The organism is Pedobacter heparinus (assembly GCF_032678725.1).
Classification (GTDB): domain Bacteria; phylum Bacteroidota; class Bacteroidia; order Sphingobacteriales; family Sphingobacteriaceae; genus Pedobacter; species Pedobacter heparinus_A.
This window is the reverse complement of record NZ_JAVTSC010000013.1, coordinates 74,783-91,966: the sequence shown is the minus strand read 5'-3', so window position 1 is coordinate 91,966 and position 17,184 is coordinate 74,783. Positions and strand designations below refer to the sequence as shown.

Genomic DNA, 17,184 nt, shown 5'->3' with positions numbered 1-17,184 from the left:
TATAAAATTTATGATCACGCATCTGCACACCCTTAGCGGGCATCAAAACCCAATTTATGCATTAGCCAATGCGGCCAAAGCGGCTACATTTTATAGTGCGGGGAATGATAAGGGCGTGGTAGAATGGTCGCTGGCCACGATGGCCTTCGTAAAAGTATTACTGCCGGTACAAAGTTCGGTATACGCCATGCAGCGCCACGATAATCTTTTGTTTGTAGCACAAAGAAGTGGCCTGATCCTGGTATTTGACGTCATGCAGGAGAAAATACTGAGCACCTTGAGCTACCACCAGAAGGCTGTATTTGACGTAAAAATAATTGCGTATAAAAATGAACTGATCAGCACCGGAGAGGACGGAATGGTTGCCGTATGGTCATTAAAGGACTTCTCTTTACTGTATCACTTTCCGGTGATACAAAATACGGTGCGCGTGATTGCAGTTAGCAATGATGAAAAAGAGGTGGCACTAGGGTGTAAAGATGGAATCATCAGAATATACAATTCAGAAGATTACACGCTGATCACGGAATTGAAAGATCATAGTTTACCAGTCACTTCCCTGCAATATGATCCCGGTTCCAGCTACCTGATCTCGGGCAGCAGGGACGCACAGTTAAAGGTATGGACTTTACCGGATTACACCATCAGCAATAGCATTCCTGCACATATGTTTGGCATTTACTCCATAGCCTTCCATCCTACCGAACCATTTTTCGCTACCTGTAGCCAGGACAAGAGCATCAAGCTCTGGGATAGCCGGAACTTTAAACTGTATAAGATCTTAAGCCTGGAGAAGAACACACCTGGTCATTTTCATTCGATCAACAAGCTTATATGGAGCGGCGATGGCCGTTACCTGATCTCAACCGGCGATGACCGGCAGGTAATGGTTTGGGAATTTAACGCATGATACAGTAACTTACTAAACAACAACCACATACCAATTGCGTATTTATGCAGGTTCAAATAAATACCTGCAAATACTTGCAATAACGGATTGGATGTGGTAATTTCAATCTTATAACCAACATCGCATAAAAACTGATAATCAGCCTGCTGAACCGGGTGTTTTTTACAAAATACTGATCACGCAGCTGTTATAGGAATAAAAAAGGTTCCAGTGGATAATTATTTGCTCTTTTATATATATTTTCTAAACTAAATCCCAATCAAATGAAAAAAACACTACTTTTTTTCGTCATTTGCATGTTTTCGCTAACCAGCTTAGTTAAGGCACAGCAAAAGACCATTTCCGGCAGGGTATTGCTAGACACGGACAAATCTCCGCTCCCTGGAGTATCTGTCAGTGTTAAGGGGAAAGACCTCCACACGCAAACTGATGCCACTGGAAAATTCAGCATTTCGGTTGCCCCAGGTGATCAGCTGCGTTTTACCTATATCGGGTATGTCACGCAGGATGTTACTCCGGGCGACAACATCAATTTGACGGTATTGCTTAAAGAAAGCGCAGAATCACTGGGCGAAGTGGTGGTAACAGCGCTGGGTATTAAAAAAGAACGAAAAGCCTTAGGCTATTCGGTTACCGAGCTAAATGCAGAGGAACTGATGAAAAATAAAAATACCAACGTTATAAATTCCCTGGCCGGTAAGGTTCCGGGCGTAAATGTTACCCAATTTAGCGGTTCGGCAGGTGCAGGAGCATCTATCACCATCCGTGGAGGTACTTCTACTTCAGAGGGTCGTCCGAATCAACCACTATTTGTTGTGGATGGTATTATTTATGACAACTCAACTACGGTAACCGGTAATTCAGGAACAGATGGTTTAACACGTAGCAATACTACCTACTCTAACCGAGTTATGGATATTAACCCGGAAGATATTGAAAGTCTATCAGTTTTAAAGGGTGCTGCTGCTGCTGCTTTGTATGGTTCCAGGGCTGCTGATGGGGCGGTGATCATCACAACGAAAAAGGGAGTTGAAGGCGTTACCCAGGTAAATTTCAGCAGCAGATTCAGTACTTCACAAGCGAACAAGTTACCTGAGGTTCAAACCCAGTTTGGCCCGGGTTCTTATGCAATTAATGGTGTTTTCAATGACCTGAACGCTTATTCATCATGGGGACTACCGATTACCTCAGCTACCCCAACATACGATAATATCGGGACATTCTTTAAAAATGGTGCGATATATGATAACAATATTAATGTTTCCGGCGGTTCAAAAAACGGTTCATTCTATTTATCAGCATCTAATTTTAATCAGTCAGGTATCGTTCCTAATACAGATTACGATAAAACAACTTTCCGTTTTAATGGCGAGCAGAAATATGGCAAGTTAACCGTAAGTGCGAATGTTGCTTATTCTATCGCTGATATGGACAGGACCTTAACAACTGCTGGTTTATACGGAAGTGGGGTAGGAAGTATGCAGGCCCTATACGGTTGGCCAACCGTATTTGATATAAAAAATTATCTGAATCCAGACGGAACTCAAAATCGTCCTTATCAGAAAACGCTTAGTTTGAAAGATGATAGGGATAATCCTTACTGGATCATTAATCAAGATAAGTTAACATCCAAAACCAAACGTTTTACCGGGGGTGTTAGTGGTAATTATAAAGTAGCCAGCTGGTGGGATGTTACCGCCCGTTTAGGTTATGATCAATATACCACCGATGATTATACCTACATTGCTCCGGGTTCGGCTGTTGCTGAATTATATCAGAATGGCCGTTTAAGCAAGAATATGGTTAACTATACTTTCTTGACCACTACCCTGATGACCAATTTTCATAAAACATTCGGTGACTTTGAGGCCCACGTCATGTTCGGTGGTACTACCGAAAGTACGGAAACATTAGGTCAGAACCATTGGGGATATAATTTTGCAACCCCTGGTACCATCAGTTTAAACAACATTGCTACTACCAATAAATTTTTTACAGATGCCACCGGCAGAAAGCGTTTAGTAGGCCTTTATGGAGAAGCAGGGATCTCTTATAAGAGCATTGCTTATTTAACGGTAACCGGACGCAATGACTGGGCATCTACATTGTCTATAGATAACTATTCTTATTATTATCCTTCAGTGAGCGGGTCATTTATCTTTAGTGAGCTGTTACCGGAAAGCGATATCCTTTCTTTTGGAAAAATCAGGGCAAGCTGGGCAGCAGTGGGTAAAGATACCAGTCCCTATGCCACCGCTACCTATACAAATCCGCCCATCACCATTGGTTCTTATATCGGTGTTGGCAATCAATGGGCTGCAGGTAACCCATCTTTAAAGCCTGAGCTTCAAGATTCCTGGGAAATTGGTGGAGAGTTCAAATTTCTGAAAGGGCGTATTGGCTTAGATTACACCTACTATCATAGCCAGACAAAAAATCAAATTGGGGCACCACGTCTGGCCCAATCCGGCGGATTTATTTTCAGCACGCTCAACAGCGGTACTGTAATTAACAAGGGTATGGAAATAGCACTTACCGGCAAACCTATAGCACAAAAGGATTTCTCATGGGATGTAATGCTTAACTTTTCCTACAATAAAGGCAGATTAGGCGACTTTATTCCAGGAATAGCCTACTTTTATCCAACAGATGCCCAGTTTGGAACAGTAAAAGCGGCATCTGTTCCTAATGGCGGTTTCTTCCTTGGAATGACTGGTCAGCCATATCTGCGTGAACTGGACGCAAATAAAGCAGAAATTCCAAATGGACGTTACCAGGTTGACCCAACAACCGGAGTTTATAAATTAAATACGACCAACCCGGTTGTAGGGAACCGTGAGCCAGACTTTATTGGTGGTTTTAATAACACGTTACGATACAAAAAGCTTTCGCTTTCCTTCCTGATCGATATTCGTAAAGGCGGTGATGTGTATAATGGTACCGAATATGCATTGGTTGCAAATGGGTTAAGCAAAAGAACTTTATTAAACGACAGGCAATCGGTTACCGTAACCGGTGTGAACAGCGTTACCGGAGCTGATTTTGAACAAACCTATGAAGCTGGTAAAAATTATACCTTCGGCACTACTACTGTTGCAGGTACAGCTATGATTCAGCGATATTGGGATAATTACGCAGCCAATTCCTATAACTTTATTACCTCGGTGAACTGGTTAAAATTACGCTCCTTATCCTTAACATACGACTTTAAGGATATCGTCCAAAAGGCAAAATTCATTAAGGGTCTGTCGGCTACAATAGTGGGTACCAATCTTCTTACCCTGACTAACTATAAAGGAATGGATCCTGAAGTAAGCGCAGCTGGAGGAACGGGTGGTTCAGGCTCTACAGGAATAGATTACCTTGGCGTACCTGCAGTCAGAACCTTTACCTTCGGATTAAATGTTAGTCTTTAATTAAAAAATCATGAAAAAATTAAAATATATTATACTCGCGTGCATACTCGTGACCGGGGTAACTTCCTGTAAAAAATGGCTGGATGTTAACGTAGATCCTGATAACCCAAACAACCTTACCGTAAAGGTTGAAAACAGGTTACCCTGGATTCAGCACTTTTATATGTACTCGGCAGGGGTTACTAATTTCCGTACAGCCTGCCAGGCTGGTGTTTATTATGCCATTGCAGCTACTCAAAATACGTTTTCTACTACATGGCAATGTTCCAATGCTAATTCCACCACTCCCTATCAAACATGGTTTGTGGCCACATCTTCGAACGTAGAGGATATGTACAATACCGCTAAAAAACAGGGCGCTTATCATTATATGGCTGCGGCCAATGTTTTCCATGCAATGGGTTATATGCAAATGCTCGACCTATATGGCGAAATGCCGTATACCGAGGCAGCAACAGGAAATCCAAGCCCTAAACCTGATGACGGCAAAACCATTTATTATGGATGTATGGCAAAATTGAACGAAGCCATCGGCCTGTTCGGTAAAGCACAGGAAACAGGGGCAACTGCGCTTGCAGCCGGTGACATGATTAACAAAGGTGATGCGGCCAAATGGATAAAATTATGCTGGGGATTGAAAGCCCGTTACATGCTTAAGCTGTCAAAAAAATCGGATTTATATAATGCGGATTCCATTCTCTACTGTTTATCAAAAGGGCCACAATCCATTGCTGATAATGTAGTAGAACAGGGTCTTAATAACAGCACGGTAACTGATTATTTAATTGGCGATCCTATAGTAACAAACGGAAACTTTAATTATGCAGGTTATGGTAACAATCAGCGTATTTCTCAGTTCTATTACAATTTGTTAACAAATATGCGTGGTTCAAATGCAATAGATCCCCGGATGACTAAAATCGTACCTGCTTCCATGTCTAATGTTAAACTGGATGCCAATAAAAAAGTAGCCTCTTATACCTGGAGCCGTTCTATAGGTGTAGATTCTTATGGCTCTGCAGCAAGACTGCTGAAAGCAGGTAGCCCTACTTCTATTGTAACGCCAACTTACGCTACAGCAAATACACCGATAAAGTATACCATTTCAATCGCAGCTGACAGGGCCAATTTTATTGCTTCTTTAGCTGCTAAAGGAAAAACTTATACTGTTAGCGGAAATGATGTAACCGTTACTTATCCGATTGGTTCGATGTTTGTCAACAGTACTAATTATGTATATGCCGGCGATACGGTTTATGTAAGCTTACGCAGTAACTCCATTGCCACATCAGGTATAGTAGCACAATCTCAAACAGATGTGAACTGGTATGTTAATAAGGACGCATTTGATGCTGGTGTAGTTGGCTCTACCGGTTCATACCAAATTCATCCGGTTTCTGATTTTGAGATTTTAACCTACCATGAAATGTGCTTTATACAAGCTGAGGTATATATGCGAAAAGGCGAAACCGGCAATGCCTATACAGCCTATAAAAAAGGAATAGAGGCGCATCTGAATATGATGCAGGCAAAATTGAGCGACTGGCAAAGTACCTATGGTACAACCAATCCGGACATGAAACCAATGAACACAAATGACATTTCTACCTATCTTTCAAGTAATGCAGTTGCTCAGAGCGGAGGTGCTTTAACCATGCAGGACATTATGCTACAAAAATATGTCGCAATGGGATGCAGCATTGAAAACTGGAACGATATGCGTCGTTTTAATTTTAGCGCAGGGAATGTAGGATCTTTTGGGGTTGTTTATCCTGGTTATGACAGGGGGCCCTTATTTACGGGTAACGCTCAATTAACCGGTGCTGGTAAAACTGATCCAAGATATTGGATGCGCCGTTGGGCATTACCTCCGGTATATGAAATACAGTACAATTCTATAAATACACTTGCTTTAAATCCTCATGCCGGTGATCCAAATATCTGGTCTATGCCTATCTGGTGGGATTGTGCCACAGATGCAGAGTATCAAAATTATTTGAAGTAACATCAGTTCTGGTTAAGCATGGCTTGTTTTGTTTCGGATTCGAAACAAAACAAGCCATGCTTGCTTTTCCTATTTACAAAACTTTTATCCCTTTCATGCCTTCCCTGCCAAAAAATACCGGGAAATACATCATCTCGGCCTTAGCCGGGTTTAAACTGTAGTTACCAGAATACCTCGGCATCAGCTGTACGGAAAAACGATATTTTCCTTTTTTAAGTTTGGTACAAAAGATGGCGGTTTTGTGTTTAAAATATTCCCGGTGTGTTTCTACACCCCAGAAGCTTTGCAGCTTTTGCTCATAAGAACAGCCTGCCGGGATGGGGATCTCGATCATCACATAATCTGCATCGGCACGTACCTCTACTTCTACCTGCAGATTGGCCAGGGTTCCCGCTTTCAGCTGTTTAACTTCGGTTCCCTGCTGATCAAACCAGGATTTTACGGTAAAGTCTTTACTTACTTTTTCAGGCTTTGGATTGTTGAACTGCTGGAAGGCCGTGAAATAAACCGGTGCATCACCTTTCTTGCTGATGGTTAATTTTTCGGGCGCCAGTGTCCGGTTAAATGGAAAAACAGTGATGGATTCGGCCTGGTTAAGGCTAAGCGATGCCGGGGCCGGTTTTTTACCCGGAGCAACCATTAAACCAGGCAAAATGGTTTCCAGGATCAGGGAAGACTCGTAGGTATTGCGCCATTGCCCATCCCTTCTCTGCTCCAGAAAGTAACGCTGAATGCGGTCCAGCTCATCTTTGTACTGGCCATTGGTTTTCAGGATCTGGTAGGCCAGCAGGGTATTCTGGATGCTGTTGTCCCAAAAGTGCCGGCCCTCCGTTCCCCAATAGCTGTTGCCAAACATGGTCTCATTTTTTTTGCTGAGGAGCCATTTCACATCCACTGCCATGCCTGCCTGCTGTTTCAATTGCATCAACTGCAGTTTTTCGAACAGCGGCTGTTCAGGTAGTGCCGGAATGCTGGAGTTGGCTTTTCTTTCTCTTGCGTTTCTGGCTTCCTCCAGGGCGCGGTTTTTTTCTATGGCGGTGATCCAATCGTTCAGGTAGTGTTTTTCGTTCAACAGGTGGAGCAGCTTTATGCCGTAGATCTGGTCAAAATCTGCTGAACCGGCCATTTTATCCAGCAGGTAGCGGTAAAGTTTGTTTTTATCCAGTACCACTGCATATCCTTGCTGCTGTGCATCCAACAGGCTTTCTACAACATGCAGACTGATCCAGAGTTCTTCACTGCTGTTTTGCCACCAGCCCCAGGTTCCTTCGGGGCGTTTATTGTCTTGGAGCTTTTTAAGCAGGTACCTGATGTTCTTTTCTTCTTTGAATTCTTCGCCAAGGTATTTTCTCACGGATTTTTCGAGCAGGAGGGCTTTCAATTTAGAGGCCAGCTGTTCGTTACACAGGTATTCATATTTACGCAGTTTTTCCAGCTCATCGAGCAGGGTCGGGAACAGGGAGGCTTCTGCCCTTAGGGTAACCTTGCCCAGGGCAGGATCAAATGTATAGGTGATGGAAGTATCCCGGCTTAGCGCATGGAAGAAACCTTTGGTTTCGGTAACACCGGTCTGGAACAAAGGTATTTTTCTGATTTCCCCATCAAAATATCCATTGTCCTGTTTCATGGTATATTCAAAATTAAGGCTATCCAGCACATTCAGCTGGTCTGGATGTACTTTCAAGCCGGCACCCATGGCTACTATGGCGACGGTATCAATTTTTGCGTTTTTAAAATTGACTTTGCTGTTTAGCAGTTCATTTCCGTTATAGCTGAGCTTCCTGTTTACAGTTTCTGCTGTGTTGCTATAATTCATCAATTTACCGATTACCCTTATACTGTCGCCCTGCAAGGCAAAAGCTGGCGATACAAAATTGGCACTCAACACTTTAAAAGACCTGATGCTGGTTTCAGCAACGCCTCCCTGTTTACGGCCATTTATAGCCAGTAATTTGGTGGTCCAGCTGGTGATGTCGTCCGGAAATTTAACACTAAATGCAGCGGTGCCGTCTGCACCGGTGAACAACTGGGGCTGCCAGATGGCATAATCAGAAAAGTTACGGCGCATGGTTTGCTCCTGCTGTACCAGCGCTCCGGCAGGATTTGCCCGGGCAAGACCAGCTTTGGTTTTGATGATGATCACGCCATTTGCTGCCCTGGCCCCATAAATAGCGGTGGCAGAAGCATCCTTTAATACATTCATAGCCTCGATGTCAGCGGGATCAAGACTGCTCACATCCCCGTCAAATGGCAAGCCATCTACCAGAATGAGCGGCTTCTGGGCTGCTGACATAGAGTTTGTACCCCTGATCATCAGTTCCCTTTGCCCACCGGAAACAGCAACACCCGCAACCCTGCCAGCCAGGCTGCCCGTAATATCTTCACGAAGGGCATAAATTGCTCCGGTTAAATTCTGTTTTTTCTGTGTCCCATAGCCTACTACCACCACTTCTTCCAGCGCAGAGCTGGCTGCATCAAGCGGAATGTCACCGATATAAGCATCAGCAGCAGAAATCTCCCGGGTTTCATAACCTATACTGGAGACCAGCAATTTCCCCCTTTTCGGAACCTTAATGCTAAAACGGCCTTCGGCATCAGTAAGGGTGCTGTAACTGGCTCCTTTTATTTTTACCACGGCAGCTGGTATAGCCTGTTTAGAGCCGGCATCAATCACCCTTCCGCTCATTTTACCCGTCAGTATAGCTTTGTCAAAATACCGCTCATTAAGACCTTCCAGAATCTCCTGCTGCACATTTGCAGGATTGCTGCTGTTCCGGCCTATATTTACCGATTTCACCTGCTGGTCTAATTTTTTACTCAGCTGATCGGAGCCAAGGATCTTCATCCCTTTCCATTCAAAGGAATTGATCCCTCCGGTTTTAATCTCTACCTGTTCCGCAACAAAGTACCGGTTATCCTTAAATAAATAAATGATCCGGTACCGGCCTTGCTCCAATGCATTAAACTGGCTTGTATTGCCAGGATAAACTTGTAAAAAATCGGGTTCATCGTATTTATAGATGATGATGTTTTTTAAATAGGGCAATTGATTGGACATACTGGTATCCAGCTTCATCACCAGCCGGCCAAAGTTTTTACGACCACCATAGCCGTTATTAAACAATGCGGTTGTCCTGCTCCGGAGATCGAGATAAGCATTCCAGATGCTGTCTGTTTCTCCCTTTTTTAAAGGATATTGTTTGTAATCCGTTGCTCCTGCAGCGGCATTTAAACTGGTCTTAAAAGCGTAGTATCCTGGATAGGACTTTTGTTTCAGCAGGCCCGGCAAAAAGGTATAGGTGTACCCCGGTTCTTTAATAAAATTTTGGCGCAGGGCACCCGATTTAAACTCGAGCAGGTTTTCTGAAAAAGGGCCGGCCAGTAAGCCACTGCTATTATTTGCCGGTTTTGCATAGTACTCCATCAAGCGTTGCTGTGCAGCAACAGCAGCCGTGGTATCCTGGAAATTTAACAAGTGTTCGGTACTTCCGGCAGTTAGCGTGGTTTTCTCGCCCTTAAAATTATCCGTTATGCGGAGCATATATTTGTTCAACAACATAGCTTCATCATTGGTCATTACATGAGGCGAAATGCTTACATCGGCTTTCGAATTGTGCACATCGGCGGCCACGCTTAAGATGGTCTTTTTACCTTTTGGCAGTTCAAAATCGTCCAGATGAACGGTGTATCCGGTTGTGCGCATGCGAATGTCGTGTCTGCCCGGCCTGACAGCGAAAGCATAGCGCTGCAACTGATCTGCCTGGCTAAAATAGACGGGCTGATCGTCAATGTACAGGATATGCACTGGTTCGATGGCCCCATCTTTAACCACAAAGGGTGCGAAAACAGCACTGCTGGTATCCTTTCCTTGTTCTTTGATCACATATAGATCCCTGGTCTGGCTAAATTTATAATATGCTATGGTATCCAGTTTCAGTTCGCGGCTCCATTTTTCCCAGTTCAGCCGCAGCGCCCCGGATGTACTCAGGTCTTCAGCTTCAAATTCCCGGTTTAGCTTGCGGGCAAAAAAGCGTTTTCCAAAGTAAGGCAGGTTAGCACCGTAACCGTTCTTAAACCTGGAAGTATAGGCATAGGCCGTAACATCTGTGGCCGCAACAGGTATATTGTTCACATCGGTTACCTTAACCTGCATATTTACCGTCTGGCCCGGATAAACCACTTCCGGCGCCAAAAGCCGGACATTTAAAATATTGGGCCGGTAAAAAGCACTGGTTTCTGTGCTTTGTTCTTCTTCGTCCCAGATATAGTTCAGTTTAACGTGGACAGCCTTTGCCGAGCTGTGTTTGATAATGGTATCTAAGCGGGTGGCATAGCCTTTTAAAGATACACGATGGTCAGAAAAGATGCTGTACCAGAAGGGCACTTTATGTTCATTGCTTACCTGTACCCGTAAAGAATCTTTACTTTGTACGGCCGTCACACTGATTGCAGGCTTTAAATCTTCCAGGTATATCGTTTCCCGGTATCCGTCAGCCATGCTGATCTCATAATCACTGCCCCGGTAATTCATTTTAATGGCTGCAGGAAACATCACCTGTAGGGTATCTGTATCCCCGCCATAAGGATAATCCATCGTAATCAGGGCCTTTCGCGGGGTAGATTTCCCTTTTACCACGTAGTCGAGGTACAGGCTGTCTTTTTTGAATACGTGTCTGATGCTACGGTCCTTAACCTGGTATTTTAGGGATTTACTGGCCGTCCGGCGTTCATTGTTGCTGTTTAAAAAGGTAAAATAAGCAGTAAAGTTCAGGTCTGCTTTTGGGAAAATACTGTCGGGTATGACCAGTTTAGTCTCCCCCATGGGATCGAGCACAAGATTGGTTTTCCATAGGGTATCTTTTACAAAAACCTTTTGGCCGTAAAAATCTGAAGCATTACTGGTGTTCAGGACCACTTCTACCCTGCCATCGGGAACGGCCAGTTCATTTTCATCACTGGCTTTTAGGAACAGGCTGACCGGGCTTCCCGGACTGTGGATTTCTTTATCGCTCCGAACCGTAAAATTAACTGACTTCAGTTCATAATCTTCATAGCGGAAATTGCCCTGGTAAATTTCTTTCCATTCCTTTCCATGCTGTTCTTTTAAAACGATGCGGTAATTTTTATCTAGAGTAAGCTGCAAACTGTCGGCCAGTACAAAACTGTATACATATCCGCCATCCCGGTAAGGGTTCAGGGTAGTCAGCAAGGTTCCCTCCCCTTTGTAATCTTTATAGAGGGCTACCCTTAACGCTTTGTTATGGATGGCCCCGCCTTTATTGTCCAGCAGGTACGCCTTAAATTTAACGGTATCCAATGGTTTGTACATGGGCTTGTTAAATACCATATATCCTGTATATTTCGGTTTTTTGGCTTTGCTGTAACTGCTGCCATAACGCTTTGGCTTAAATAACTTTTTAAAAAAACCTGTGCGGTAGGGCCGGTGCTTTTCTTCTTCTTCATAAGTAAAATAATTGCTTAGCCCCTGATATTTAACCGTAATTATCGGGTGTTTTGCAGCCGATCCTGCACTGTACAGACCAGCCTGCTTATCGTATCTTATGGTTTTATGCTTGCCTGCTTTTACCACAGCATCGGTTACGGGCTTTCCTTTCAGATCGGTAACAGTAAACTGAAAGTCTTTCCTGTTGTTGATGAACTGAAGGTTTACATTATTTTCGGGGTTAAGCCGGTACTGAAGTTCATTTTTTACCGCCCTTACATATAAATAATTGCCAAAGGGCAGCTTCCTGGCATAGGGTTTATTGCCTGCATTGTAAAACGAATCGACTAGGGTATGGAAAAAGCTGTCATTGATGACGCTTTTTGTTCTGTAAGCCACATTAAAGGCTTCCTGATCTGTCAGCTTGTAAATAAAGGTATAAGAACCAGATTGTTGGCTGCTGCTGAGCTTTTTCTGTGCATAACCAAAGTTTAAAGCCAGTGCAACAGCCAGGATTGAGCGTAAAAGATGCTTCATAAAATTGTATTTATCTTATATGGATGCAACAATTTGTCGATTCCATAAATCTATACAATTTTAAATAAATCGCTTAATAATCCTGAGCTTGTGCGAATACCTGCCCAGTTCGGTACTGAATATGCCTTCCCCATCCATGGTATCTATTTTTACCCTGCCCGATGCATGTATGATTTCATTTGCATTCAGCATGAGGCCTACATGTATGATCCGTCCTTTATCGTTGTCAAAAAAAGCAAGATCACCAGCCTGTACTTCCGGTAAAAAATCAACCGTAGTACCCTCCTCTGCCTGCTGCCAGGCATCCCTTTTTAAGGGAATCCCATTTAATTTAAATACCGTCTGCACAAAACCAGAGCAGTCTATCCCGAACAGCGTCCGCCCCCCCCATTGGTAAGGCACATTTTTAAAAAACAGTGCTGTGGCAGTGATATTGGCTGCTGAAGGTACAGGGTCCGGCTGATGAGGCGTAAAGGAAACCTGGAACTGATCTGTTCCGAGGTAACAGAAACCAGCTGCATAAGCCGGAAGTTTACTGCCTGGCGAGAGGTAGTAATTACTGCCATCTGCTGCAGTGATAACGTTTAAAGCTTGTGCCGGAGCCATCGTATGGTAGTGATGATGTGCGGCGTATTGCTCCGAGCTTAAACTGCTCAGCTGTTTAAAATCCATCCAGCCTTCATAGCCGTCATAGGCATTTCTGACAAAGAGCCAGCGGTCAGTTTGCTCCAGTATTTCTACATGATCACCAAATAACAACTGTGAGGAAATCTCAGACTGATCAGATTGTTCCGTTCTTATAGGTGCCACAGCTACCTTGCAAATCCCGTATTGTTGTTCCATACTTAAAAATCAATGCCATAAAATTAAACTTTTACCGGGTAATTTTGTTATTTTTAGCGTAGAGATTTTGTTTGTCTACTGTAATTTAACCTTTAATCTAAATATCATGAACCTCAAAAAGATTTTAATTGCTGTCGACAACAGTACCTGTTCTGAAAAGGCTGCCAAGACAGGTTATGAAGTGGCAAAAACCTTTGGGGCAGAAGTTGCATTGGTCAATATTATAGAACCCATACCTGCCAATATCAACCCGGACCTGACACTTGCGCCCGTTTTTTTGGAGGCCTATGACAATAGTGAAGAAAACAGCCATATATTATTGAAGGAAATAGAGTCTAAATTCAGCCATGGCATTCCAACTACTTACCTCAGTGTGGTAGACAGTGCCGCGCATGGCATCATCAAACAGTCTGACGAATGGGGTTCGGACCTGATCGTGATCGGAACCTATGGCCGCACTGGCATTTACCATTTCCTGATGGGCAGTGTGGCAGAACATGTAGCCAGGAAATCGGCCTGCCCGGTTTTGATTGTGCCTAATAAGTATGAAGAAAAAGTATAAACAAAAAAGGCGCTTAACAGCGCCTTTTTTGTTGTTTTATTTAATTCAGACTATCCTTCCTGGTGTAACCAGGCTTTCTTAGCCAGAAGCTGATCTTCTGTTTCGCGTACATCTTCATCATCAACACAACAATCTACCGGACATACCGCTGCGCATTGAGGCTCATCATGAAAGCCTTTACATTCTGTACATTTATCGGAAACGATATAGTAAACTTCATCAGATACTGCTTCCTGAGCAGCTTCTGCATCCATTTCCTTACCTCCAAAATCAATAATACCATTTAAATTGGTACCATCAGAAAATCTCCAGGCTGTGCCTGCATCATAAATTGCATTATTTGGGCATTCAGGCTCACATGCTCCGCAGTTAATGCATTCGTCTGTTATTTTAATAGCCATGTCTTCGTCTATATCTATTGCTAAGTTTAACTTTGCAGCAGCAAATATAACACATAAACTTTAAAAATTACTGGAATATGCCAATCCTTAATAGCGAAAAACTAATTATTGCATTAAAAAAACTTAGTGATTTTATGATTGATCCTGATCAGGACTTCAAAAACCTGGTCTTATCAGCTTCAAACAGCAATGCATGGTTTACCGCAGCTGAGGTAGAAAGGGCATTAACAGCCTTACATAAAATGCTGAACCCCGAGGATCTGGAAACCTGGTTCAAGGACATCGAGCTGAGCAGCAGCCCTAAAAAAGTAGGACTGATTCTGGCCGGCAATATCCCTCTGGTTGGTTTTCATGATGTAATTTCAGTACTGGCAACAGGTAATACGGCTTTAATTAAACTATCTTCTGCGGATGACAAGCTATTGCCCGCGTTGTTGAAACGCCTGCTGGAAATTGAACCCCTGCTGGCAGCACGTATTGTTTATGTAGAACGGCTAAAGGAATTTGATGCAGTGATTGCAACCGGCAGCAACAATACTTCAAGATATTTTGAATACTATTTTGGCAAAGGCCCCAATATCATCAGGAAGAACAGAAACAGTGTAGCGGTGATCAATGGAAAGGAAAGCAGGGAAGAACTGGCGCAGCTGGGACATGATATTTTTGATTATTTTGGTTTGGGCTGCAGAAATGTATCGAAACTCTATATCCCTGAGGGATATGATATTAAACACTTTTTTGAACCCATAGCGCCCTTTAAGGACATCATCAACCATTTCAAATACAATAACAATTACGATTACAATAAATCCATTTACCTGGTTAACCTGAAACACCATTACGACAATGGCTTTTTGTTGCTGACAGAAGGAGAAAGTCTCTCTTCGCCCCTGTCGGTTTTATATTATGAAAGCTATGCCAATGTGGAACAGGTAGAAAAAACGTTAAAAGACAAAGCGGAAGAGATTCAATGCATAGTGAGTAATGTACCCCTGGAGCTGGATATACCGGTATTAAAATTTGGACAGAGCCAAACGCCCAGGCTCTGGGACTATGCCGATAATGTGAACACTATAGCTTTCCTGAATAAAATCTGATTAAATACCTTAACTTGAGCTTTTTAAGCAATATTGAAACCTAAGGCCAGAATTTTCCTTTACCTGCTACCGGTGTTATTTTTCATCATCGATAGTGCCAGCTCCCAGACCTGCACCGGCTCCTTAGGGGATCCGGTAGTGAATAACGATTTTGGCCGGGGAGCCCCAAACTTTGGCCCCGCTCTGACAAACAGCACCACCTACAATTTTAACGGTTCCGGCACACCCAGCGACGGAAGCTACACCATTACAAAAACCACGGCCGGTATGCACGTGGGAAGCTGGCACCAGATCAGTAACCATACTCCGAATGATCCTGATGGTTACCTGATGATTGTGAATGCAAATGATATTCCGGGTGTATTTTATGAAGCTGAAGTTCCTGTAGACCTTTGCCCGAACACAACCTATGAGTTTGCAGCATGGGTGATTAACCTGCTTACTTACAGTGGTAAAAAGCCAAACCTTACCTTTTCCATCCTCACGCTTAACAATCTGCCTTTAGCAGCTCCATATAATACCGGTGACATCCCGGAAGGGAGTGCCAGTGACTGGAAGCAGTATGGTTTTTTATTTCATACTACCGGAAATGTAAACCGGGTAAAAATCAGGATCACCAACAACGGACCGGGCGGAACCGGCAACGACATCGCTTTGGATGACATCACTTTCAGGGCATGCGGTCCTAAACTAACCCCATCGGTGGACAATACGAACCTGACTACACAAAACCTATGTGCAGGTGAAAGCAAAGACTACAATTTTAAGGTGGAGGTAACCGGATCGACTACGCTTCAATACCAATGGCAAATAAATACGGCAAGTGGATGGAATGACATCCCAAATGAAACCGGTACTACGCTTAACGTTAAATTTGTTCAGGCCGTAGCCGGAAGCTACCAATATCGCCTGGCTGCCGCTGAGCCAGCGAATTTCGGCACGGCTGCCTGCCGGACCTTATCTTTACCCATTACAGTTCTTGTAAATCCATTACCAGTACCTGTTTTACCAGCTGCTGCTACATTTTGTGTTGGCGATCAGATTGCGTTAAACTTATCCGGGATACCCGGGGCAACCTATGCATGGACAGGACCGGACAATTACCATTCTGCCGAACAATCGCCAGTCATCGACAATGCCAGCGCCCAGATGCAGGGCCTTTATACAGTAACCATAACTTCTGCCGCAAATTGTGTGGTGGAAGGCCATACCATAATCCATGTCATACCGCGTCCTATTGCTGCCGTTGCGCCCGTTAACCCTATATGCAGGGGTACAACGGTACAATTAAACGCCGCTGGCGGGAGCACTTACAAATGGTCGCCAGCTACAGGCTTATCTGCTATAAACGTTGCCAATCCTATGGCCAGCCCTGAACTGAGTACGACCTATACGGTTACGGTGTCTAACGGAAGCTGCGAATCGAGTGCCACGGTCAGTGTTATCGTAAATGAAAACGCTACTGCATTTGCAGGCGGGGATAAAAAGATCCTGGAAGGTCAGCAAATCGTTTTAGATGGCGCGGTTGGTGATCATGTTGATTTTTTCTGGTCGCCAGCCGAAGGCCTGAATGATCCTTACCTGCTCAACCCGGTAGCCTCGCCAAGCAGGGACATCACCTATACCCTGAATGCAATTTCAAAACTGGGCTGCAGCAGTGCCTCTGATCAGGTATTTGTAAAAGTGTACAAAACGGTAATTGTTCCGAATGCCTTCAGCCCTAACGGCGATGGCAGGAACGACCTCTGGAACCTTAACTCAATTGATACCTATGCCGGTTCCAATGTAAAAATAATGAACCGCTATGGAAGGCTCCTTTTTGAAAGTTCGGGCGGGTTGAAATCCTGGAACGGTAAATACAGAAATGAGGACCTGCCTGCAGGGGTTTATTATTATATCATTCAGCTGAATCCGGAACTAAAACCCCTTACCGGATCAGTAATGCTGATCAGATAAATGGATCGGATGTC

At 43.8% G+C, this 17,184-nt stretch carries 9 protein-coding genes; 6 read left to right on the top strand and 3 right to left on the bottom strand.

Annotated features, from left to right (window positions below; genetic code table 11):
- Nucleotides 1-10 precede the first annotated feature (10 nt).
- The 3 genes from R2Q85_RS18755 to R2Q85_RS18745 all read left to right on the top strand — a co-directional run bounded on the left by R2Q85_RS18755 (nt 11) and on the right by R2Q85_RS18745 (nt 6,331).
- Nucleotides 11-910, top strand: a complete 900-nt coding sequence (locus R2Q85_RS18755; RefSeq protein ID WP_316813323.1) for a WD40 repeat domain-containing protein — start codon at nt 11-13, stop codon at nt 908-910.
- A 263-nt stretch (nt 911-1,173) separates the two neighbouring features.
- Complete coding sequence (locus R2Q85_RS18750) at nt 1,174-4,326, top strand: SusC/RagA family TonB-linked outer membrane protein (protein ID WP_316813322.1); 3,153 nt, start codon at nt 1,174-1,176, stop codon at nt 4,324-4,326.
- 10 nt (nt 4,327-4,336) lie between these two features.
- The gene (locus R2Q85_RS18745; protein WP_316813321.1) at nt 4,337-6,331 is read left to right on the top strand and encodes a SusD/RagB family nutrient-binding outer membrane lipoprotein; all 1,995 of its coding nucleotides are present in this window, start codon (nt 4,337-4,339) and stop codon (nt 6,329-6,331) included.
- Between the two features lie 73 nt (nt 6,332-6,404).
- Here the strand turns inward: R2Q85_RS18745 and R2Q85_RS18740 are convergent, their stop codons facing one another.
- Together R2Q85_RS18740 and R2Q85_RS18735 are read right to left on the bottom strand one after the other, a co-directional pair.
- Nucleotides 6,405-12,311: a carboxypeptidase regulatory-like domain-containing protein gene (locus tag R2Q85_RS18740; protein ID WP_316813320.1), complete on the bottom strand. Its 5,907-nt coding sequence runs from the start codon at nt 12,309-12,311 to the stop codon at nt 6,405-6,407.
- A 60-nt stretch (nt 12,312-12,371) separates the two neighbouring features.
- A complete protein-coding gene (locus R2Q85_RS18735; protein WP_316813319.1) occupies nt 12,372-13,154 on the bottom strand; it encodes a C40 family peptidase in 783 nt (260 codons plus the stop codon).
- A gap of 106 nt (nt 13,155-13,260) precedes the next feature.
- Between R2Q85_RS18735 and R2Q85_RS18730 the strand changes: the two genes are divergently transcribed.
- The gene (locus R2Q85_RS18730) at nt 13,261-13,716 is read left to right on the top strand and encodes a universal stress protein (RefSeq protein ID WP_316813318.1); all 456 of its coding nucleotides are present in this window, start codon (nt 13,261-13,263) and stop codon (nt 13,714-13,716) included.
- Nucleotides 13,717-13,766: 50 nt separating this feature from the next.
- Here the strand turns inward: R2Q85_RS18730 and R2Q85_RS18725 are convergent, their stop codons facing one another.
- Complete coding sequence (locus R2Q85_RS18725; protein WP_316813317.1) at nt 13,767-14,117, bottom strand: 4Fe-4S dicluster domain-containing protein; 351 nt, start codon at nt 14,115-14,117, stop codon at nt 13,767-13,769.
- Nucleotides 14,118-14,194: 77 nt separating this feature from the next.
- On the opposite strand from R2Q85_RS18725, the gene R2Q85_RS18720 reads away from it, so the two are divergent.
- A complete protein-coding gene (locus R2Q85_RS18720) occupies nt 14,195-15,214 on the top strand; it encodes an acyl-CoA reductase (protein WP_316813316.1) in 1,020 nt (339 codons plus the stop codon).
- Between the two features lie 72 nt (nt 15,215-15,286).
- A complete protein-coding gene (locus R2Q85_RS18715; RefSeq protein WP_316813315.1) occupies nt 15,287-17,170 on the top strand; it encodes a gliding motility-associated C-terminal domain-containing protein in 1,884 nt (627 codons plus the stop codon).
- Nucleotides 17,171-17,184 lie beyond the last annotated feature (14 nt).

Bases quoted from the DNA above. Each gene is read 5' to 3' on its own strand.
- R2Q85_RS18755 (WP_316813323.1), top strand. From the start codon at position 11: ATGATCACGCATCTGCACACCCTTAGCGGGCATCAAAACCCAATTTAT.
- R2Q85_RS18750 (WP_316813322.1), top strand. From the start codon at position 1,174: ATGAAAAAAACACTACTTTTTTTCGTCATTTGCATGTTTTCGCTAACC.
- R2Q85_RS18745 (WP_316813321.1), top strand. From the start codon at position 4,337: ATGAAAAAATTAAAATATATTATACTCGCGTGCATACTCGTGACCGGG.
- R2Q85_RS18740 (WP_316813320.1), bottom strand. From the start codon at position 12,311: ATGAAGCATCTTTTACGCTCAATCCTGGCTGTTGCACTGGCTTTAAAC.
- R2Q85_RS18735 (WP_316813319.1), bottom strand. From the start codon at position 13,154: ATGGAACAACAATACGGGATTTGCAAGGTAGCTGTGGCACCTATAAGA.
- R2Q85_RS18730 (WP_316813318.1), top strand. From the start codon at position 13,261: ATGAACCTCAAAAAGATTTTAATTGCTGTCGACAACAGTACCTGTTCT.
- R2Q85_RS18725 (WP_316813317.1), bottom strand. From the start codon at position 14,117: ATGGCTATTAAAATAACAGACGAATGCATTAACTGCGGAGCATGTGAG.
- R2Q85_RS18720 (WP_316813316.1), top strand. From the start codon at position 14,195: ATGCCAATCCTTAATAGCGAAAAACTAATTATTGCATTAAAAAAACTT.